The sequence below is a fragment of the Spiroplasma corruscae genome (assembly GCF_002237575.1).
Classification (GTDB): Bacteria; Bacillota_I; Bacilli_A; order Mycoplasmatales; family Mycoplasmataceae; genus Spiroplasma_A; species Spiroplasma_A corruscae.
Map to the genome: position 1 here is coordinate 689765 of NZ_CP022535.1, position 23736 is coordinate 713500.

15 protein-coding genes are annotated in these 23736 nt (G+C 21.6%); 3 read left to right on the forward strand and 12 right to left on the reverse strand.

Annotated elements, in window-relative coordinates:
• Nucleotides 1–56: 56 nt before the first annotated feature.
• From SCORR_RS03100 to SCORR_RS03130, 7 genes are all read right to left on the reverse strand, one after another.
• A complete protein-coding gene (locus SCORR_RS03100) occupies nt 57–1019 on the reverse strand; it encodes a PD-(D/E)XK motif protein (protein ID WP_094049034.1) in 963 nt (320 codons plus the stop codon).
• Nucleotides 1007–2431, reverse strand: coding sequence for a Z1 domain-containing protein (locus SCORR_RS03105; protein ID WP_094049036.1), 1425 nt, complete (start codon nt 2429–2431; stop codon nt 1007–1009). Before SCORR_RS03105 ends, SCORR_RS03100 begins: the two co-directional genes overlap by 13 nt.
• Nucleotides 2421–4202, reverse strand: coding sequence for an ATP-binding protein (locus SCORR_RS03110; protein ID WP_094049038.1), 1782 nt, complete (start codon nt 4200–4202; stop codon nt 2421–2423). Before SCORR_RS03110 ends, SCORR_RS03105 begins: the two co-directional genes overlap by 11 nt.
• On the reverse strand, nt 4183–5643 hold the full coding sequence (gene dndC, locus SCORR_RS03115; RefSeq protein WP_094049040.1) for a DNA phosphorothioation system sulfurtransferase DndC: 1461 nt from the start codon (nt 5641–5643) through the stop codon (nt 4183–4185). The genes SCORR_RS03110 and dndC overlap by 20 nt, the downstream gene beginning before the upstream one ends.
• Nucleotides 5644–5719: 76 nt before the next feature.
• Nucleotides 5720–7090 carry a pentapeptide repeat-containing protein gene (locus tag SCORR_RS03120; protein WP_094049042.1) on the reverse strand — a complete coding sequence of 457 codons (1371 nt, stop codon included), beginning with the start codon at nt 7088–7090 and terminating at the stop codon, nt 5720–5722.
• Between the two features lie 168 nt (nt 7091–7258).
• Nucleotides 7259–10732 (reverse strand): PDDEXK-like endonuclease domain-containing protein, encoded by a 3474-nt coding sequence (locus SCORR_RS03125; RefSeq protein ID WP_094049044.1) that lies wholly within the window; start codon nt 10730–10732, stop codon nt 7259–7261.
• A gap of 197 nt (nt 10733–10929) precedes the next feature.
• Nucleotides 10930–13188 carry an ATP-dependent DNA helicase gene (locus SCORR_RS03130; RefSeq protein WP_094049046.1) on the reverse strand — a complete coding sequence of 753 codons (2259 nt, stop codon included), beginning with the start codon at nt 13186–13188 and terminating at the stop codon, nt 10930–10932.
• Nucleotides 13189–13393: 205 nt separating this feature from the next.
• Between SCORR_RS03130 and SCORR_RS03135 the strand changes: the two genes are divergently transcribed.
• On the forward strand, nt 13394–13750 hold the full coding sequence (locus tag SCORR_RS03135) for a hypothetical protein (RefSeq protein WP_094049048.1): 357 nt from the start codon (nt 13394–13396) through the stop codon (nt 13748–13750).
• Nucleotides 13751–15077: 1327 nt separating this feature from the next.
• On the opposite strand, the gene SCORR_RS03140 is transcribed toward SCORR_RS03135, so the two are convergent.
• On the reverse strand, nt 15078–17306 hold the full coding sequence (locus tag SCORR_RS03140; protein WP_094049050.1) for a S8 family serine peptidase: 2229 nt from the start codon (nt 17304–17306) through the stop codon (nt 15078–15080).
• Nucleotides 17287–18294, reverse strand: a complete 1008-nt coding sequence (locus SCORR_RS03145) for an AAA family ATPase (RefSeq protein WP_094049052.1) — start codon at nt 18292–18294, stop codon at nt 17287–17289. The genes SCORR_RS03140 and SCORR_RS03145 overlap by 20 nt, the downstream gene beginning before the upstream one ends.
• 804 nt (nt 18295–19098) lie before the next feature.
• Here SCORR_RS03145 and SCORR_RS05425 point away from each other — a divergent pair.
• On the forward strand, nt 19099–19272 hold the full coding sequence (locus SCORR_RS05425; protein ID WP_157705374.1) for a hypothetical protein: 174 nt from the start codon (nt 19099–19101) through the stop codon (nt 19270–19272).
• A 568-nt stretch (nt 19273–19840) separates the two neighbouring features.
• Complete coding sequence (locus tag SCORR_RS03150; protein WP_094049054.1) at nt 19841–20596, forward strand: hypothetical protein; 756 nt, start codon at nt 19841–19843, stop codon at nt 20594–20596.
• 116 nt (nt 20597–20712) lie between these two features.
• On the opposite strand, the gene SCORR_RS03155 is transcribed toward SCORR_RS03150, so the two are convergent.
• From SCORR_RS03155 to SCORR_RS03165, 3 genes are read right to left on the reverse strand one after another with little or no spacing between them, the layout of a single operon-like run.
• Nucleotides 20713–21168 (reverse strand): hypothetical protein, encoded by a 456-nt coding sequence (locus SCORR_RS03155; protein ID WP_094049056.1) that lies wholly within the window; start codon nt 21166–21168, stop codon nt 20713–20715.
• Nucleotides 21168–21968: an ABC transporter ATP-binding protein gene (locus SCORR_RS03160; protein ID WP_094049058.1), complete on the reverse strand. Its 801-nt coding sequence runs from the start codon at nt 21966–21968 to the stop codon at nt 21168–21170. Before SCORR_RS03160 ends, SCORR_RS03155 begins: the two co-directional genes overlap by 1 nt.
• On the reverse strand, nt 21968–23728 hold the full coding sequence (locus tag SCORR_RS03165) for a hypothetical protein (RefSeq protein WP_094049060.1): 1761 nt from the start codon (nt 23726–23728) through the stop codon (nt 21968–21970). Before SCORR_RS03165 ends, SCORR_RS03160 begins: the two co-directional genes overlap by 1 nt.
• Nucleotides 23729–23736: the final 8 nt, after the last annotated feature.

Here is a 23736-nt window from a genome sequence, read left to right on the forward strand (position 1 = left end):
ATATTAATATATAAAAATAATTATATATAATATAACTCTATATAATATATATTTTTTTAGTTATCAAAAATCTCTTCTAATGTTAAATTTTTAAATGAAAATAAATTAACTTCATAAGTAACTTCTTTAATCAAATCAGAATGATTTTCAATATATGGAATTTCTTTTGTGTCTATAAACTTAAGAATAACATTCTTATGATCGAACCTAACAAGAGTTCTATTATCATGTGATTTCTTTATTTCCTCAAAGGTATCTTTAATCTCGCTTGCTAATTGAGGAATTTTTAAAAATCAATCAATTAAATCGATTACAGTTTGTCCGCTTTTTTTTACTAATTTAATACTTACAGCTGCATAATAATCATTTATATTTTTATTAACTTGGTCATTTTTCATCTTAAACATTCCATCTTGGCTTGTTGTAGTCTTAACTTCAATATTAATATTTTTATTATTATGATCAATTTGAAAATCTGTTTTTGAAGTAAACTTTTTACTTTTAATATTTTCAATGTGATAAGAACTTGAAAGTTCGTTTAAATATTTTTGGTTTTTTTGTATAACCAATAACTCTCCAATTAAACCTATTTGAAACTTTTTATCTATTTTTCAAACAACTCCAAATATATTTTCTAATTCACAAACAATATCATAAATACTATTTTCAGTTGCTTGTTGTAAAAATATTTCATAAATCATTCTAGCTATTTTTTCTGGGCAATTTTTCACTAAAAAAATTATTTCTGCATCTGTTTTAGTATCGTCAATCTCAAGTAATAATCTATCAGATGGGAAACCAATTGCTCTTTCATCTTCTTTAGCTGCTACACCTATTCCACTAATTGATGGGTAATATGAGAAGTTGGGTTTATTAAGAGTCTTAACACCCTTTGGTAAGTTACTAAAATCTTTGATTTGTTTTAATATAAAATATTGATTTGAACTTTGTATTTTGCCTCAAGCAAATCCATTTGAGTTTTCTAAAATATTAATGTTTTCCATACTTAACTTGTTCATTTCAAAGACATTGTTTTAAACAATTCTTCTATTTTCTCCTTTTTTCCAGAATTATGTTCATATAATTTACTATACATATCTCTTATATTACTTTCTAAATAATAAATCTCTTCATAAAATTTTTTAGCTACTTTAGTTACAAATATTTTCATTTCTTTAATGAATTGTTCTCTGTACCCAAACCACCTTGCTCTTTGTAACAATGTGTCTGATGTCAGATTATTTGGTGAAGCGTGATTTATCATAATTTGATACAATAAATTATCAAATGTAATACCTCTTGATAATAAATTACCACCAATAATTATTTCTGGTGTATCTTCTCTAATATAATTAATTCCTTCAATCGTATACTTAACTTTTAATGCATTTAAATATAATTTAAATTCTTTTAATTCATCTCCACCAACATGATTTAAAAAAAAGTCATCTTTTTCAATTTTTATTAAATTTACAATAAATCTAAAATAAGTGGCTAGGTTTTTTATCTTATTTTTACTACTATCAACATTTATTAAAAACTGAAAATTTCTTGAATACTTAAAACATATACATAGAAAATCTGTAATAGTATTTTTCATAAAATTATTCAATTTTTCGTTGTTATAACTAATATTTTTTAAACCTTCTACTAAGTTTTCCTCAAGCTCAATATAACTATTATTATCAATAAATTCTTTTAATCCACAATAACTTTTAGAAGAACTTAATGGCACTAAATAATCTGGAGTTAATGAATCTGTATATGATAATAAATTTGCGTAAGGTGTAGCTGTAACAGAAAAATATAATTTATTTTTTGTTTTATAACTTAGTAATTTGTCAATATTTGTATTAACTGTTCTATCTACTTTGCTTTTCTCGGAAGAAGCTTCGTCTGCTTCGTCATCTATTATAATAATCTTTCAATCTTCATAATCAACTTCTGATAAATCTTGAAAATTTTTAAGTAGATTGGAAATGTTTTGTTTAATCCCATACAAGAATTGACAATTTTCTGATTTAAGAAAAAAATTATTTAGTTCTTTAAAATCTTTGAAACTACAATCCTTATTAGATTCCTTGAATCTACTTACGTTTTGTATATTTAAATTATTTTTTGTACCAGTAAATAATATAAATTTATTAAATCCTTTATCTCTTAACATAGATGTTAAAAATATCATATTATTTGTTTTACCTGATTGAACTTCACCAAATAATAAAACTTTTTGTATACTTTTATTAAGATCTATGCATTTGATAACTTTATCCATATTAACTTCAATAACATCACTTAATAAGTTAATGCCATACGAAGGATTATCTTTTATAAATTTATCCTTTGTTAAATTAAAAGTTTTCTCTGGAATGAATTTTGTTTCTCTTTTTATTGATTTATCAATAATTAATCTTGCTTTACTAGTCGACATTATGTAAAATCTCCACTATTTGAAATATTTTATTTAATCTTTCTTTATCGCTCTTGCATGTTGAAAGAGAACATAATATTAAATTTATGATTGGGTTAATCAACACCAATAAAGATTCATCTTTGATACCTTTCTTGAATCCATAAAAGTCTTTGTTAACATGAAGTATTAGTAACTGAACCCCATCTAAAATAGAACTTTCAACCTTAAAAATTCTTAAATTATCATTATCAAATTCAGTGTTATTAATATTATAAGTTAGGTTGTATAAAGTATTAGCAGTCTCTAATTCTCTAACAGAAAACGAACTAATAGTTCTCTCGTCATCATTATCCGGGTCAATCATAGTTAATTCTTTTGGAATAACATCAAATTTTTCTAGTGTTTTATTTTTATTAACAATTTCTGAAAATCTTTCAATTTCTTGTTTTATTTCTTTATCACTTTTAACTTGTTCATCCTTATGAAAAATTAATTCAAGCATTTCTCTAAATATAGGTTCAAGGTTGCTTTTGAATACTGATATAATATTTTTTTCGATATCTTCTTTAACAGTGCCGTGAAAACCCATTTTATTATTATCAACTCTAAATATCTTTTTATCATCCAGTTCAATTTCACCGATAAATCTATTATTTATATAATAACTTTTATTTGATAACGCTTTGTCAAATGATAATCATGTTAGAGTATTAAGTTTTGAATTAGGACCAGCGATAATTGCTCTTCCATCTTGATAAACAGATAACCCATTATATTTTAATAATGCATCATTCTTACCAATAAATCCAAATATAAACGGAATCTTGTAATTTTTATACTCATTTTCAGCTAATGCAATTTTACACTCAAATTTAAATTCTTCTTGCTTTTCAAATTTCTCAAATATATCACCGTATGTAAGACCTACAAAACCAACATTATCTTGTAATTTATTTTCATAAGCTTTTTTTAATATGTTATATCTTTCTTTATATTCTCTTGTTGTATTTATATTTTTTCCAGGAGCATATTCATAATCATTTTTCCCAAAGCTTGATATAAATGAGTTAGGGATCATCGCTTTTGTAATGTCTATACTTTTACCATTAGACATCTCTTCATTACCTTTTTTATTAATAAAACTCAAATTAATAGACAACATTCCTTTTCTCAAGAATCTAGCATATCTACATGCTATTTGTTCTTCTAAGGCTTTTCCTGTATTTTTTTCACCTTTTCTAAACATTTTTGCATCATATCTACCCGCATGAACTGATTTTAAGTGTAATTTATCAATTTTTATAATAGTACCATTTTTATAATCAAACTTATAACCTGATTCCTTTGATATATCAATATTTTTTACATCTGTAAAATAAAAATCCTCATCTTTTAATTCATCAACATCTAGAGTTAATGAGTAGGCAAAATTATCATTTATATGCTTAGTGTATATTCTTAATCTTTTTCCAAATCAAATGGAAGCCATTTTCATCCCAACACCAAACATGTTTAAAGAATCACCTTGTTCATACTCAGACTTACCATTTTTAATTGCAATGTCTCTTTTATCATATGGTATTCCACAAGCATCATCAGCAATTATCATGTATTCATCCTTTAAATTTACTATAACGTTAACGTTAACATGCTGTTGATTATAATCAAGAGCGGATTGAATTGAATTATCGATAAATTCTGAAATCATATATATATGACTTGTTGTTTTATCAATATATCCTAGAAACTCTCTATTAGTTCTAGGTATTTTATTTTTGTTTTCATGCATTTCTTTCACTCTCCATTGTTAAGTTTACTTTATTATATATTTTTTCTATTGAATTTTTATCCTTTTTAAGTGCATTTTTTACAATATCAAATAATTCATTTATTAAACCTATTTCTTCATCTGAAATAACTTCTACTCCAAAGTTTTTCATATTATCATTCAATTCTTGAATTTTACTTAATAATTTAGTTCTATATGAAAGCGTGTACGGTCCTAAACCGACAGTTGTTAATTTATTGTTATTTTTATTCTTATTTAACTTTATTACTATGTTTTCTGGTAATGTAATATCATTTTCGTTATATGGATTTATAACATTATTATTAACAAGTTCTTTATACTTATCCTCAGTTAATACTTTAATAAATTTACCTTCTCATGATAATTGGTCATTTTTATTATCATATTCACCATATATTATTTTATTTCTGCCTTCTTTTTTTGGCAAAAAATATACTCCATCTTTTTCTTTTAAATCCATAAATCTATATTTTATCAAAGAAGCCACTTTTGTTTTTTTATTAATTCTGAATGATGCAAAATATCTATTCTCTAAAAGATCTCTTTCTTTTATTAAATCATTTCTAAAATCCATTAATGGTTGCAACCAATCGTTACCAGAATTAATAAATCCTTGTAAAGATTTATCTTGAGTAACTACAGGGCAAAGTCAGCAACCTCATCTAGAATTTCCACATCCTTTTTGAAGTTTATCATCTAATGAAGAAGGACACTCTTCAACTCCAACTGATGAATCTTCATATAATATAGATAGTTTGTTATTGTTTTTTTTAAAGTATTTTAGGTTTGATTCTCCTAAATATTTTCATATATCAAACAAACTAAAGTTTTCAATCGGTGCAAATACATAACTATTATTTGTATTATTTTTTCTTAATAGTGAGTTTTCAATTTTAGTGTTTATTAATTTTAAATCTCTACTGTTTGATTCTCCAGTTCTAACTCCTAAAACGGTTAAAACATCCTTATTATTCTGATCTAATTTATTTATATACTCATTCATTGGTTTGATTTTTAATCTATCGGTACATCATCTAAAACTTTGATTTGGTAGTGGATATCCCCTTCCAATTAAATTAACTCAAAACGACTCATTATAATCAGGTAAAACCTTATGAACAATAACAGGTAAGTTATTAAGTTTACAGAATGATTTTATAATGTCTAATGATTCATTCAACTGCTTTAATACAATTGGATTTTCAATAAGTGTATCAGAACTTACAATATGAAGATCTTTATTATAAAATTTTTTATCTATTTCCAATAATGATTCAAGTATTATTTGAACTAACACACTTGAATCTTTCCCTCCTGAAAAACCTATCATTCAAGTATAATTACTATTCTTATAGATATTTTTTATATTATTTTTTGTTTCTTTTATTTTTTTAACGTGCAAATCTAGTCTATTTTCCATATACATCCTTACTCATTTTAATAATTATACTATTGTTTTCATTATATTATTTTTAAAATATAATAAGCAATTAATACTAAATAAGGTATTTATAAATAATCTTTTGATTTATTTGCTTGGTTTTATCAAAATACAAGTATTCCATATCACAATCTATAAATATACAATTTTGTAATACCGAATTACTAAATATCATATTATCTAAGTGAGAGTTATTAAATTTTACATTTTCAAACCTACATTCGCTAAAAACTGTATCGCTTAAATCAACATCATTAAAAGTCACATTTAGAAATTTACAATTCCAAAACTCTGATTTAGAAACTTCTGAATCATTAAAAACTATATTATTAAAGTAATTTTTTTCATAATTAGTATTTCTTAAATAAGAATTATATATGTTTAAACCATCTAATCTACAACTATTGAAATTTGAATAACTAAAATCTGAATTATATATATAACTTTTGAATAGAAATACATCAATTAATTCTGTATATTTTAACATGCTATTATATATTCAACAGTTTTCAATACTCCCTTTCTTAAATATATTTAATTTATAATTTATTTGATTAAAACTTGAATTAATTATACTAAAATCATAAAAATTACAATTATCTTTTAAATCTTTATCGAATTCACAGCTATCAAAACTTGTATTTTTATATATATTTGATAAATACTTCGACTCTCTAAACTTAGTGTATTTATAAGTAACTCAATAGCAAGTATTACAACTCTCTAAATTTTTTAAAAAAGTTAGTTTATAAAAATCAGAGTTGTTAAACCTAGAATCTAATAATTGACAAAATTTAAATAATGTATTTTTAAAATTTATATAATGAAAATCTATTGAATCAAACATTATATTCAATAAATAACTATTATATATTTTGCTATGATCAATATAAACATATTCTAAACAAGAGTAGTCCAATTTTACATTATTTATAACACATCTATTAAATAAATTATCCCTTAAAATTGATTCTGAAAAGTCTGCTCTTATTAATTCTGCTAATTTTACTTTATTACTAATAAAAGTTGTTCTACTTAAATTTGTATTTAATAACATTGCTCTTGAAAAGTCACAATTGTTTACAAATGAACTACTATAGTTTGTAAAAGTTAAATCACAATTATTAAAAGATATTAATTCTAAATAATTCCTCATAAACACTGTATATTTTAGAATCGATGAGTTAAAATCGATATTTAATAAAATAGTATCAATAAAACTTGAATTAATCACAAATGAATTACACAAATTAATTTGTTTAATATTCATATTTTTAAGATACGAACTAATTATGTAACTATATTTTAACTTTTCATTTTCAAAAATACCGCCAAATAATTTTAAAAGGCATAGGTTTAATGCATTTTTATATTTTATATTGTAAATTACAATACCTTTTTTGTTTTTTATTAATAATTGATTCATATATTATTTCTCTCTAAAGTTTTATATGTTATTAGTTTACATCAATGCTTATAAATTAAAATAAGTTTAATTAATAAATTAATTAATAAATGACTATAATTTATTAAGCAATATATTTAATATTACACAATAATTAGATTTGATTATATATAATACTACTAATAGAATTTATAATTCCTCCTCATACAATTTAATTTCTGATTTAATGTTAGTAATAAATCTTTTTCTTACAACTTGACTTTTATCTCATCAATCAGTTGATAATATTCTTATAAACTTTCAACCTCTGTTTTCTAAGTACTTTTGTCTATCATAGTCGTTTTGTTTACTAAATACACTACTATGGAAAGTTAAACCATCACATTCAACTGCTAAAACATATTGTTTTTTTAAATAATCATATATTGCTAAATCAATTTTATATCCAGATGCTGGAACTTGAGTATGAAGTACATAATGATCTTTATCTAATAACTTATTTATTTCATCAAATACTTCAACTTCAAAATCACTATCAAATTGTTGGTTATAATCATCTTTATCTATATTAAATAACTTTGTTTCATTATTTAACATTATTTCTAATTCTTTTTCATATTTTGTTGGTTCTTTTAATAACTCACAATATTTTAAAAAATCCTTAAAATCAAGTACCCCTTTTTTATCGGAGTTAATGATTGAAGAATTAATTGATTTAATAACATACATCTTTTCTTTTGCTCTTGAAATTGCAACATTTAACCTTTTTTCACCATTAACTTGTGCTAAAGGACCAAAATAATTTTTAAATACATTTGTTTTATCATATGAAAATCCAACTGAGAATATTATTATATCCCTTTCATCTCCTTGGACATTTTCAATACTCTTAACAAATAACTCTTCACCACTTTCTTTTTGATATAGATTAATATATAAGTCTGCATTAACTGCACTTTCTTTTTCTAATAAATCTAATATAAATGATTGTTGTTCAGAGTTAAATGTAATAATACCGATTGATTTATCTTTAATTTTATCATTGCTTAATATAAATCTAACTAATTCTAATACAGTATTAGCTTCTTCAATATTAATTCTGTTTTCTCTTATTCCATTTACTTCAATTAACTCTATTGGTCACTTTACATATTTTACTTGTTTACTAACAATTAATTTATTTTCATAGTATTTTGCATTAGAAAAATCAATTAATTCTTTATTTTTGCTTCTATAGTGATATTGAAGCATTGAAGTCTTAAATCTACCTTTAGCAAAATCTAATAAACTCTCAAACTTCATTGCTTCTTTAACTTCATAATTAACTTGGTTAATAATATCTTCTTCTATCTCTAAAGATTCTTCTAATATATCACTTTTCATCTTAAAGAAACTTGTTGGAGCGAGTTGCTTATCATCTCCTGATATTACATATTTTTTAGCACGATATAAAATAGGAATACATTTCTCTGTAAATATTTGACTAGCTTCATCAAATATAGCATAGTCAAAATTACTTCTTTTTAAAGGAAGGATTTTACTATCAGAAATAATTTCAGGAGAACCAATTATAACAGGAAAGAATAGTCTTAATAATGGTAAATAATTTTTAAATAGTGTTGATATTCTCATATGAGTTTTTGTATTAGCGATTTTTCTTCCTAAATCATTAAATAAAGTTTTATAACTTTTTTCCAGATTATTTACATCATCTTTATAATTACCTAACTTTACTTTTTTTACTATATATGAGAAATAATTATATATAATAATTTTCTTATTATTATTAATTTTATCTTTTGACAAATTACTTATTTTGTTGAACCAATCATCAGACATGAATAAAAATAAATCTGCAAATTCATTTTTAAAACTACTACAATATGAAGCAATTAAAACATTATTAGTCAGATTACTTATTATATTGTTTGAATTAAATATACCTTTAATAAACTTTAACATTGTAATTACTTCGTTATTTGAATAAGTTGAAGTGAATTTATTAATAAATGATATAAGTTCTAAATATTGCTCTGATTTAATGAATAATTTATATTTTCTTCTATTAAATATATTAATTTTTGTTTTATTTTTATGTTTTTTAATAAAGTTATATAATAACTGTGATAACAAATTATTTTTATATATCTCATTTATTAATTCTTCATTATATAATTGCACTTCTAATAACTTGTGTAAAAAGTTTAATTCTTCAACTAAGTAATTTTTTTTAATCAATAAATCACTAACATTTATAAATAAGTTTAAATTATTGTATCTTATTATTTCAACATCTATTTTATTAATGTTACTTAGGTACTTTAAATAAGATAAATACAACTTACCCATTTCACCTTTAAATAATTCTTTATATTTTTTTACATTATCATAATATTTATCTAATATAATTGATTCTTTATCATTTAAATTACTATTAGTATTGGTATTGTTTAAATAATCAATTACATTATTATACATCTTCTTTATTTTTTCAAAAATTATACTTGCTGAGTCGTTGTTATGAAACATTAAAGTAAAGTTATTTAGATTGTGTAATTTATCATAAACTACTTTTGATGCTACTTTCTTTTCAGTGACAAATAAAGCTGTTTTATTTTGATTTATTATGTTTGCTAATAGATTTACAATTACTTGTGATTTACCAGTACCTGGTGGACCAAATATAAATGTAGAATTTGATAATGATTTAATTACTGCATTTTTTTGAGTAAAATCAAGTGATGATACATTAACAAAATCTGATTCATTATAGTCATTATCAAAATCTTCTAATATATCGTTTGTTTCCTTAAATATATCATCTAAAAAGCTAATGTCTTCATTTTCTAAAATGTTATAAGCTGAAAGTATAGTACTTGATGCTATATCATATATACCAAACGAGCATATATTTAGACAAAAAGCTTGATTAAAGTACTTATTATTATTTTCTTGGAATAATCTTCCTGCTTCATCTCTTTTATATCCTTTAGTATTTTCAAACTCTAAATTAGAAGTATTTATGAAATTTTGTGGATCAGTTAATCTATATCCAATAATGTCAAAATAAGAAACTAATTTTTCTATTATCTGTTCTTTATCATTTAACATTAAATCTCCTAGATCTTTGAACTCTCATTGTTTTTTATTTTTTAATGCTAAAATATTAAATAAAGAATTATTTAATAATAGTTCATCTTCTATTACTACATTATATACAGAACCACCCAAATCATTAATTGCTATTTTTTTTAGTACTAAAGGCGCTCTAAAATAGTCGCTTTCATTAGTTGATGCGCAACCTTCTACAAAATATAAACCCATATATAAGACATTAATATTTTTTTCATTTGATTGGGTTTTGCTCTTTTGAATTATTTTTTTAATGTGTTTAGCATAACTCAATGTACCTTTTGAAGTTAAATTATCTTCACTAAGCTCTACATCATAAAAACTTATATAAAATGAACTATTATTTAGAGCTTCTTTTAGTGTAATTGGAGTTTTATCATTCCTATTTGATCTTAATAAACCTAATTTTTCTAACTGTTTGAAGTCAATTGTTAATGCAGATGGTAAAAAACTGTTATAAAATATACCACTGTTTTTATTACTATTTAATAATCTACTTTTAAAATTCTTTAATAATTCATTACTATTCATAAATATCCTTACTCTTAATATGATATTAACAAATATTTTTTACTCTTATATAAAAATTATTATTTATTATATATGCTATATAAAAGCTAAAATTAGCAAAGAAAACTTATACACATTTATAAGTCTTTTTAAATATGTATAATTTATAAAATATATTAAATGTTAAAGTTAAATAAAATAAGTCAAAAGTTTATAAACTATTTTTTCAATAATTCTAAAAAATTACCATTACCTTTTTTGTATTCGTTTTTTAATATTTTAAAGAAATCTTCCTTCTTACCTATAATTATAATTTTTTCTTTAGCTCTGGTAAAACCAGTATAAAGTGATCTTTTTGTAACAAAGTTATCTATTGAATTAATACCAGATAAAATATATATAACTTTATTAAATTCATTTCCTTGCATTTTATGTAAACTAATTGCAAAGGCACTAGTTAAAAAGAGTTCTTGATCTTTTTCTTTAAAGAATAACTGTTTTGTTTTAGAATACAAGGTATTAATATCACCTTGCTCTAAACTTATTACAATTTCATGCGTATATATACTATTATAATAAGGTTTTATTTCTTTAATATATCCGATTTGACCATTAAATAAGTCAAAATTAGCACCTGTTTTAATACTATATAAATTTTTTGTTATTAATATTTTCTCAAATAAACTATATATAAGGTTATCATTATAATTTTTACAAATTAATGGTTTTAATTTATTATTTAAGTTTTCGCAAGAGAATATTTTATTTTTTTTAAAAGTATTTAGATTAGATATTACTTGTACTTCTTTAGATTTTAAATCTAAAAAATTACAATTCTCATGTTCCTCAACTATTTTGTTTAATACTTCTGACTCTTCTAAATCAAAATGAAATTCTATTCCCTCAACTTCTTCATTAATTATTTTATTAAAGTATTCTTCATCTAATTCATCTTTATTAACTATAATTTTGTTTGCACAAGTAATTATATTATTTGATAGCTTATGTCTTTCATTATCTAGTAATGTCACTGTTGGAATAACTTTGCTATCTATTAAGTCTTCAAATACATTACCAATTCCTATTGGTGGTAGTTGATTTTTATCGCCAACTAATATAATTTTTGTTGTATTTAAATCAATAGCCCTTATTAAAGAGTAAAATAATCATAAATTAATCATTGAACACTCATCAATTATCAGTACGTCTATTTCTAGTTTTGATGATTCATTAAATTCGAAATTACTTAAACCTCTTGATTTTAATAATTTATAAATATTCTTTATCATTACCCCACTATTTAACTTGTCAAACTTTTGTTTGATGTTATTTGTTGCCATTGCTGATAATGAAGTCAAAGCCACTTTAAACTTTGGCCCTTCTATTTCTAATAAATCAATTATTGACTTGATTAATGTTGTTTTACCTGTTCCAGCACCACCATTAATGATTAAAATATTATTTTTTATAAAGGCTTCAAGTGCTTCTTTTTGCTTTAAGTTTAGACTATTTTTATCTGCAATATAATTAATATTTAATTCATTAATTAAACCAAGTTTTTTATTCGATTTCAAATAGTCTGAATTATTATTAATATAAATCAATTCCTTAAAAAAATTTGATAAGTTTAATTCAAATTTATAATATATATTTAAATAAAATTTTTCTTTATCAATAATAATAATATGATTGTTATCAATACAATAAGATAAAACATCTTCTTTAATACTTTCATCAATATTATCCATTAGTTTAATAAAACTTTTTCGACTTAAATACGTTATATTTTTTCTAATATTACTTGATAATATATTTAATATTAGAAATATTGCATTTAATTCTACTGGTTCAAATTGGTAGCTTATTGATCGAATTATGTCATAAAGATCATTAATAAATTCTTCTTTTTCAAAATATATATTTTCATTTTCCAAGAAATTAAATAAATTAACAATCAGTACATCTTTAATAGATTTTATTTTTTTATTTATATTAGATAAATCTTGATTGTTTTTATCCTTAAATAGAAATGTTTTAAAAACATTAAAACTTAAACCATTATTAAAAAAGAATTTTGCTACTTTTGTTGTTGTATTATTTACAAGCATAGAATCCTTAATAAATCAATCAAATATATTAAGATATGTATTAACTTTTTCATACTTTTCTATAACTTGATTTATACTTATTTCATAAAACCCTATATAATATTTCATTTCTTCATAATATGACTGAAATAAAGTTAAATCAAATTCCTTTTTAGGAAACACGTTAACAACTTTTATAATATTTTTTTGTGAATATTGATAATTATCAATTTCAATTACAACATTATCACCAATCTCAATTTTAGATCTATCGATTAAATCAAAATTATCATTACCAAGAAAAAAATGCAATGTTAATTCCTGAACTTTTAACAATATTATTTCCTTTTTGAGTTCTACTAATTCTCCTATGTTATATTTTTTATACATATTTTTTACCTTTACATATCTATTATATATTATTGTTAACTGATAAAAGTATATTTATAACACTTTTATATAGTTTAATATTTTAGTAAATTTTTTTATAATATATTAAAAGTTTGCATATGAAAATAATTATTTATTGTATACTTTAATTAATGAATTCTCATTTTATAAAAGCTATTCTAAATTTCTTCAATTGGGGTGTATTATGATTTTTACTAAAGAATTTAAAAATATAGGTCTGTCCAAAAAAATAATTAAAAGAAAAAATTATTTAGTAAAACAAAAAAATAGTAATTATGAAAATATGTTTAAAATATTAAATATTGCGAAACTTAATAAATTTAGATACATACCTAAAATAAAAGAAATAGATAATTATTATTATAGATACAAATATATAAAAGGATTTACATTATCTAAAATACAAACAATTGATATTAAAATTATATTATTAGTATTATCTATTATTATTAAACTACAATTATTATACAAAGAAAATGGTAAGGTCATTAATCATAATGATATAAGCCCATTAAATGTAGTATTTAACAAAAAAACATAGATCTATTAAAATTATTGATTGAGATAAAGCGGGTTTTGGTAATGAATATCATGACATAGCTTATGTATGTTGATTATGAATTAATTTTGGTGTGATAATAAAGAAAAAGAAAAAAGGAATTTAAGTAGACCATTTGCAAATATAATAAATGGTCTACTTAAATTCCGTTATTCTTATTTAATTATAAATAGAATTAATTCAAATTAATATTGTACTTATTTATTACCAAATTAAAATAAAAAATTATATAGTATTAACTTATTCCAAATATTAAATAGCTTCCTTAAATTTTGAATATTCTCCATCATAATTATAATAATTAGAGTGTTCAAAAATATTCTTTTAAATTTATTTTTATAAATAGATAGTATAGATATTGTTAATGGATATAAATTTTTTTCATTTAATGAATTATAATAATAATTTATATTTGCAAATTTAGTATCAATAAAAACATATTTATCACTAGTTTTTTATTTATGTTTTACTAATTCAATCCTTAGGTATATTGCAGCAAAGTACATTCTAAAAGTTTCTATTTATACATACAATTTATTCACATACATTATAAAATTAAATGTAAATAATTTTTCATTTAACAAATTATAAAAGGACATTTATTCGATAACTCAATTAATTTCTTTATATAAATAACCTCATTTTAGAATACTTTCATAAAACTTATTACTCTTATATATTTGTAATTTTTATAATTAATTATATGACTATTTTATTGTAATTATTGAATAAATTATTCAAGAACATTAAAAATTTCAAATATTGTTGAATCTAAATATCTTAGTTCTTTCATTTTTCATTTCCTATGTTGATATATTATAATATTATCCATAATCTTCTTATTTATGAATAATTTTAACAACGTAAATTGATTCAACTTTTTTTGCCATAAATTAATTCATATCATTATTGCGAATGACTCATGTGTTTATTTTCTGTTTTATAATTAGTTTTTTTTAGTGAACTTTTATATGAAAAACTTAGATTTTATTTTAGACTATTTAATTTTACTCTTCTTAATATATAATTTAAAATTAAAGATTATAAAATGATTTCCACACAATAAATTTCTAATTATTATCTAAAAACTCTAAAATATTGATTTAATATATTTAATTTAATACTTATATTAGTTTCTAATAAAAAATTAGAATCATCTTCATTAATAACTACTTTACATAAATGTATTGGTTACAACTAAATACATCATTAAAACTACATATTTTAGATTTTAGATAATTTCACTGTATAGTACTAATCTAAGTTACTTCATTTAATAAATATTATATATTATAGTTTTAATAATAAATTACACTTCTATGATTTCAATAATTTCTTGATTGATTTCTTCTTCAATAATATTATCAATATTTAGTAATTCAAAATTAATTAATGAGGCATGCATTTTTTCTTTTAACACAATTGCACAACCATAATTAATCTCTTGGTCATTTCTACTAAACAAATCACTACAAGAAACTCTTAAATAAAATTTATCAGTTTTTCTTGCGTAACCTTTAGGATTAATAAAATCTTTATTAATCAGAACCTTATTGGGGTCATACTTTTTAAAATGTTTAATTAAATCAACTTCAGTAGCATTTTTACCACTTGTTTTGGAAGTTCCTTTTGATTTAAAAATATCATCTCACCCTCCTTTTATGTTCATATTTGTTATTTTAAATTCTAGATTAATTGATGAGTATTCATCGCCTAATTTATATGAAGGAACTACAAAATAAGATAATCCTATCCCATAAGTAAAGTCTTGTTTTAATTTTTCATTCTCAAAAGTTGGTAATATAATCTCAATAAATTTATCTTCTTTTGGTTTAATTACACCCTCAACAATCAATAATATACTTTCAGTATTATTATCAAATAAAATATTTGGAATTTTATATTCTGAAATTTCAGACAATAAATTAATAATTGCTTTAACTGATTCTAAACTAAGCTTATATTCATTCATCAAATAACAACATTTTCTAGCCGTTAATGGGGCAGAAAAAGATGTGCCATCTTCCCATGTTAAATAACCTTCGCTATCAATTGTATATTGAAAGTTATTAGAACTTTCTTCATTATATATATCATTTGAGATTTCATAAGTATTGGGTTTTATAAATCTACCAAAAATTTCTTTTGAACCAGAATAACTAGTTTTTCTTAAAATACCATTTTTATCTTCAAATAGAGAACCGACAGTTATAGCAGACAATGAATCCGCTCCTGCTGATAATTCCTTTTCATTATTTCCTGCAGAAACAATAAATAGAACATTATATTTTTTTTGTAATATGTCAAAATATTGACCTAACAATGAAATACCATTTGAATCGTTTTCAGAATTTATTGATAAATTTCAAATTTTAATATCTCTTGAATTATTTTTGATAATATTATCAATTTTTTTCATAAAATAAAACATATTAATAGGATCAAGGGGTAATATACCAAATAATTTTACTTTAAATACTCCTAAATCATCCTTATATTTAGGATTAATAATGTCATGCCCTATAATTAAAGTAGAAACGGAAGTGCCATGACTGTAATTTTTTTGAAAATTAAATCCCTTAATGTTTGGAAATGGTTCTTCCACATAATCAACATAGCTTTCTCAACCATTACTAAATGAACCATATGAATCAATAACTCCAATTACACCATTTGTCTTTAATCCTTTATCAATCGAGATGCGTTTATTTATATTATTATAATTATTTGATACTTCTATTTTTAAATCTCTAGAAGCATTTGAAATTAAAAATGGATACAATTCAACTATTTTGTTTAAAGTGATTTTATCTAAGTTAATAAATTTCTCAAGTACAATTATAGATTCTTCAATTTCGACTTCTTTAATTTTTAATTTTTTTAATATATTTTCAAATGAATCTATATCAAAAAAAGTAATTATTTGGCCTTCTGTAAATGCTCTTTGATTTGTTATTTCTAACTTTAAAATCTTATAAAACTCGTTATAGTAATTAGCAAATTTTTTTAAATTATTTTGTTTGACATATTCATTAATTTTATCATTAATTTTATTTTTATAATTTTTTTCCTCAGGCATTTTATCCTTTTTATTTTTAGAGCTTATAATAATGTATTGATTTTTATAATAAATTATTTTGTTTATTAATCGTTGTGGTCACAAATCAATCAATTCATTTAAATTATTTAGTGTATTTTCAATATCTTCTCTCGAACATGAATATACAATATCAATTTGATCTATTATTTTTTTGTTTTCAAAAATATAATATGACCCAATTTGTTTGGGAGATTTATCATTATTCTTAAATATAAGCTCAATCCTATCTGTCTTAGGTAATAATCTACCAAATCTTATTTTTATCGGCATTAAGTTAAAATCACTTTCAAAGTAAGTGAATTGATTTAACACATTTTTTATCATAACTTGTAATTCAATTAGTTTATTTAAGCTTAAGTCTCATTTTAAATAATCAATACCTCCTCCAGCTGGTTTTTTTGATGGTTGATAAGGACTTTTATATCTTATTAGTTTCATCTTTTATCCTCCTTATTGTCGAATAACTTTTATTTAAAATAATGGACTTATCTTTATCCGAAAATAATTTTGAATTAATTATATCTTCTTCTGCAAAATTTAATATCTTGTATACACTATGTTCAAGATTATATCCGTTAAATAGTGAATCTGTTAATATCTCATCTATTTGAGCGTAGTTTAACTCATCTTTTTTATATGTAATTAATTTATTTATTAAATTTATTTTATGATCTATTTTTTTTTCAAGTGCTTTTTTTATTAGACTATCTTTAAATACTACAATATCGATTGTACTAAAATAAAATTTAACATTAAATCTTCTTAATGTAGCAGAATCAATCATATCGATTCTGTTTGTGATTGCAAATAAAATCGTTTCTGGTAGTAACTTATCTAGCATTAAATTAAAACTTCCTATCATTCTGTGATATTCTTTGTTCATATTTTCATCCCTTGAACCTATAACTGAATCAAATTCATCGATGATAAAAATACTATTTTTATATCTAATTATTATATCTTTAAAAAGTAAATCCATATTTTTTTGTGTTTGACCAATTAATGAAGATATTAATGACGAAGCACTTATACTATAAAGATTTCTATTGGTTAATTTTGCAATGTCTTTAACAAATGTAGTTTTACCTGTACCAGGTTTTCCATAAAATATAGCTTTTATTAATCCTAAATTTCTTAGTTTTGTTTTATCTCTGATTATATTAACAAACTTTTGAAGGTAATCATTATTTTCGTTTAATATTTGATCATTTAAAACACACTCTTCAAGGATTAATAGTTCTTGATCCATATTATTTGATGAGCTAGTAATCATTTTGTTTGAACCTAAAATATTTAAAACATACTCAGCATCATTATACCTTCCATCTGCTCTAAGTGATTTGGCGTAGTTTTTTAATTTTTTTATTGATTCATCTGATTTAATAGTTGCCAGTAAATCTATAATATCTTTAACTGATTTATCCATTTTTTACCTACCTATTGTTGATTTTATCACTTTACAATTTAAATGAGTAATATTATAATAATTATGAGTAAGATTATGCATAATTTGAGTAAGATTATGCATAATTTGAGTAAGATAATGCATAATTTGAGTAAGATAATGCATAATTTGATTAAATTTTTATAATATATAATCAATATTTTAAATATAATAAATAGTTGTTGAAATAAAATTATTTTAAAATGATATCTAAATCTAATAAACACCATTAATTTTAATATTGTAGAAAAATATTCACTATAGTAATATAATAAGTTTATAAAAATATGGAGGATATAAAAATGAATGATGAAAGTAATGATTTTAGCATAAGTTATTAGTATATCGATTGATATAAGAAAATCAAAAAGCCTTCAAAGTCAAATGAGTAGGAAACTTAGTTGACACATCAAAATTATTAAATGATTTTATTAAAAATTTATTTATTAATGTTAATAATTTTGATGAAAATTATATTAATAATAGTATACATTAAGGTGATGGTATAATCTTTATTAAAAAATTATCTCCTGATAGTAAAAATAAAGAACATAATAAAACAATTGAATTACTATTTAGTAAAAGAATTTTATTATAAATTATCGTGATCAATACAAAGATTATAATTTTAGCGCTGGATTAGGTTTTAATTCTGGCGAGTCGTGATTTCAAAAAGTTAAAGATATTTTAGGTAAAATAAATAATGTGCTTTATACTGGTAAACAGGTATCGAGATCTACAAAAGTATGCTCGTTATAACCATTTAAAAATGAAAAATATAAAAAAATGAGATTTATTGGAATTAGTAAAGAATGTTATGATCGATTAAATGATGATAATAAGAAAAAAATACTTTATTCAAATCTAACAAGTGAGATGTCGAAAATGAATAAACGTTCAATACTACTTAAGGAATTAGATTTTGTAAAAATGAACAAAGATATATTGAAAATTAATTAAACATTACCAGGTAACTATATCAACAGCTAATTCATTAATATTAATTGCACTAAATAGTTTTACTAAACTTAGTTTGATGGATAATATTATGATCATAATATGTTTATTATTAACTATAATTTTTTTTCATAGGTATTTTTCCACTAAAAATATTTAAAAGAAGAAAAGTTTTAGATACTAATAACATATTTTCAAGAAATTTTTTTACACTGAGATGAAATTAATTTGTTAGAAAATATAATTTTTTAAATAGAAATACCAATTAAAATATCAAAACATAAGCAATTTTGTATTGTCTTATCAATAATAATTGAATTTGCCTCTATATTAATTATGATTATTATATTGTTTATAAAAATAAATCCATAAGTTATCGATTTATATATTCTTATTCGTCTATTATTAGCGAGTGTTTTCATATAATTTGATTTGGCTGATAGTATATGATATGTAGCTATTATTTAATTAATTAGATATAAATTATTTTAGATGATATGATACTATTTAATAATTAAATAAATATATAAAAACTTTTGGAGTAAATGAAACTAATGAAGGGATAAGTAATATGATTTTAGCTAAAACTAGTAGTTTTTATGAATATCTGTTGATTGCACTTATAATTTTTAGTACATTATTTTTATCTCATACTATGTTTATATTTAAAAAAACTTATATAAACAGAAATATGAAATATATGAATGAATACTTTAATAAAATTATAGACTTGGATAAATTAAATACTATTAATAAATATAGTTTTAAAAAGTATTTTAATTTATCAGGTAAATTTATGATTACCGGGATAATTGTTAATGTAATATTTTCAATTATTTTGTATTTTACTTTGAACGTTGATAATATTTTAATAATATCTATATTAATTTTAATTTTAAGTTCTACTATTCTAATTTTTGTTTTTATTTACAATAATGTTTTAGTTTACATTAAGTATAAAAAAGCTAATGATTTTAGCGAAAACGATGCATTTGATTACTTTAATAACTTAAAAAATAAGTATGGAACAGAATTATCTGAAATAACTTTAAAAACAACAATTAGCATGAATAAAAATCATTTTTCAGTAGAAAAGATACAAATGAAGTTTAAGAGATTATTAAGAAAAATAAGAAAACCAGATATTTATTTGAAAGCATATAATGAATTTAAAAATTATTTATATGTAAATTATATGTGTTTAACTAGATATAGCATGATTGTTAATACCTCTAATATATTAGTAGATGAAAAACATGTTGATATAGAAAAGTATAAATTAGTATTAATAAAAAACTTCCTAAGTTATCTTTATAATAATGATTAAAGTTTTCAAAATAAAAAAGAAGCTGAATTAGTTCATCCTTTAAAAAAGATTAACTGTTTAACTTCTTTAATTCTTAATTAGCTTAATAACTATTACAAAATTATAATAACTTTTTATTAATCATAATCAATATAAAAATAAACTACACTTGGAAAAATAATACTTAATAGTTTATTTAAACTTTGTCAAGTATCTTGGATACTAATAAAAATGTCAACTTCGCATTCAAATGTTGAAACTGGTTCATTTAATTCGCTTATTATTTTATAATCTACCAAAAATATATCTGAAGAAGGTTTTGTTGATTTATCAATAGTAAGATTATAACCACTGTAATTACTTGGAATTAATTCTTTTTTCATTCATTCTTCAAGTTTTGTATTAATATCTTCTTTTTTAATATTATTAAAATCTGTTGAAAGTCTTGCAGATTGTTTTAATTTTTCTATTGATTTATTATAAAAATTATATAAATTATTTTCAACTGTTACAGGATTAGTACAAGATATTGTCATTAATGGAAGTTGAGAAGTTATAAATACACTAGCACAAATAGTAAGTAACTTCTTCATTATTTCTTTTTACTTTCTTTAATAATTGATGCAATATCTCTTGGTTTATTGATATTATTTTCTGCTAGATTATCTTCGATCAATGATGAAATATCTTTATTTTTATGTTTTTTAGTAACTTTAAGATATATTTCTTCTAATGAATCTTTTGATTTATCAAAATAATTTAGATAAACAGTTTCTCCTTCTTCAATAATAACTACCCTACTAATTACTTCTTCTAGTTCATTTATTAAATGACTAGTAATTAATATTCCAATCCCAGATTTAGCAAGTGATCTTATGATATTTAAGAACTCTAGTCTGTTTTTCACATCTAAATTTGCTGTAGGTTCATCGAGAATAATATATTCAGGGGAACTAATCAGACAATTCATTAATAAAGCTTTTTTTTGCATACCTGCACTTAGAGATTTGAAGGTCTTTTTCTTATAATCTTGCAAATCTAATGACTCACATAACTCATCAAATAGTTTTAATGCATCAGCTTTTAATACACCAGATAATTCAGCTTCTAATAAACAATAATCTCTTAAAGTTATATTTTTTGGGTATACACTTTGGTCAGGAAAGAAACTTAACTTATTAATATAACCAGTTTCATATATTGATTCATTATTGTGCAATACTTGTCCACTATTTTTCTTATACTCTTTAAAAATTGATTTAATTAATGTTGTTTTACCTGCACCATTATCTCCAACTAAACCAACTACTTCTCCAGGAGATATTATTAAATTAAAATTTTTAATTCCTTTATTATTTTTAAATAAAGTTGTAAGTTCTACTATATTAATCATTATTTATCACCACTTTTCTTGTAAATTCTAGATACGTATATTCAATAACACATTCCAATAAAACATAAAGAAGTTATTATATAAGCAATATATAATGCACTTAAATTAAAGTAACTGTCAATTGAACTATATTCTGGTTTAATATTTGGATCATCAAATTGTTCTATACTATTTGTTTGATAAACCATTGTATAAATTGGTCCTCTTAAAAAAGAACATTTTTGAACAAATGCGTCATAATAATCACCCGAACCAAAGGAATTGGCCATAATATAGAAGTTATTAAATGGATATAAATTATAAAATAATTTGTTAGTCTCATAGTTAGATTCTTGATTAAAGGCGTATGTTGGCAATATAGCTTCTGGTTCTTTTAATGAATCAATTAGTATATATAGCATTGATAAGTAATTATACGGTATTTGAATATTATTATTTAAAAATAGCCAATTTGATTCAAATTTTATTTTTTCTAAAATTTCAATTTCACTACTGTTACTGGTAAAATAATCGGTATGAAACTTAATATTATAGAAATTATAATAAAAAGCATTTTCTAATATTTTATTAGTTTTGTTTATCTCTTCATTATTAGTGTCAACTATTTTTTTTGCATTATCTAATATAAGCGATTTATTAATTCCATTTTCTCCATAAAATATATATTTATCATTTTTATTAAAATATGAATTATTTCAGTATGTGTTCATATTTATTTTTGGGTCTATCTTATTAGGGCTAAGTAATACTGAATCATTAATAAATAAATCTTTAGTAAATAAATCTTTTAAATCTTGGTTAAAATTATCATCAAAAGTAAAACTGGCCTTATTTTTATAAGAAGTGTTATTCAAATAACCTGTAATAAAATCAACTACTTTATCTTCTTTACTCAATAAATATAATTGTGGTCTTAAAATACTATCTGATAGCATTCAAGAAATAAATTTTTTTATAGCATTTTTATCTAAATAATAAATTGTTTCATCTTCATTTTCACCAACAAAATCTATTTTAAGATTGTTGTTTACAAGACTAACATAATCATTAGATAATTGTTTCGATTGATTATAGTCTTCATAAAGTTTTATTAAAAGCTTATTATTATCTTTACGTTCTTTATAATTTTCATATCTATATAATGAAGAAATGACATTAGAATCATATAAGTCAGTTGAACCAAGTGCAATAAATAATCCTGGTCCTATTACAGGATACATAAAGAATAAAACAGAGAATAATCAAGTAACTGGTAGAGTTTTTTTATAACTTTTAGTACACACAGCTAATAATAATGTAATTCATGTTATTAACAGATCAAATGGAACTAATACAAACATTCCTATAGAATATCTATTGGTTATCAATTCACTTTGAAAAATATTAGTTGTTAAAGAAGAAAAAATATAAAGAATATAAACAAGTAGTATAAAAGTAATACTTATGATTTTGTTTGCTAACAATTTTGACATAAAAATTGTTGTTGGCTTCTTACCTTTTCTTATCATTAATGATTCAATATTTGAAATGTGATCTTGTATAAAAAATTCACTTAGATTTGTAATATTATAAAATGCTATAAATATCATATTAAATAAGATTATAAATATAGAACCAATAGTAACAAACATAAATTCATCAAAACTATTAAAAACTATTAAGGAAGTTAATATATTTAATAATATAACAACCATTAGAGGTATATAAAACATTTTTCTCTTTAAAGTTCTTAATATTGAAAATTTAAAAATAACTGACATATGCTCAC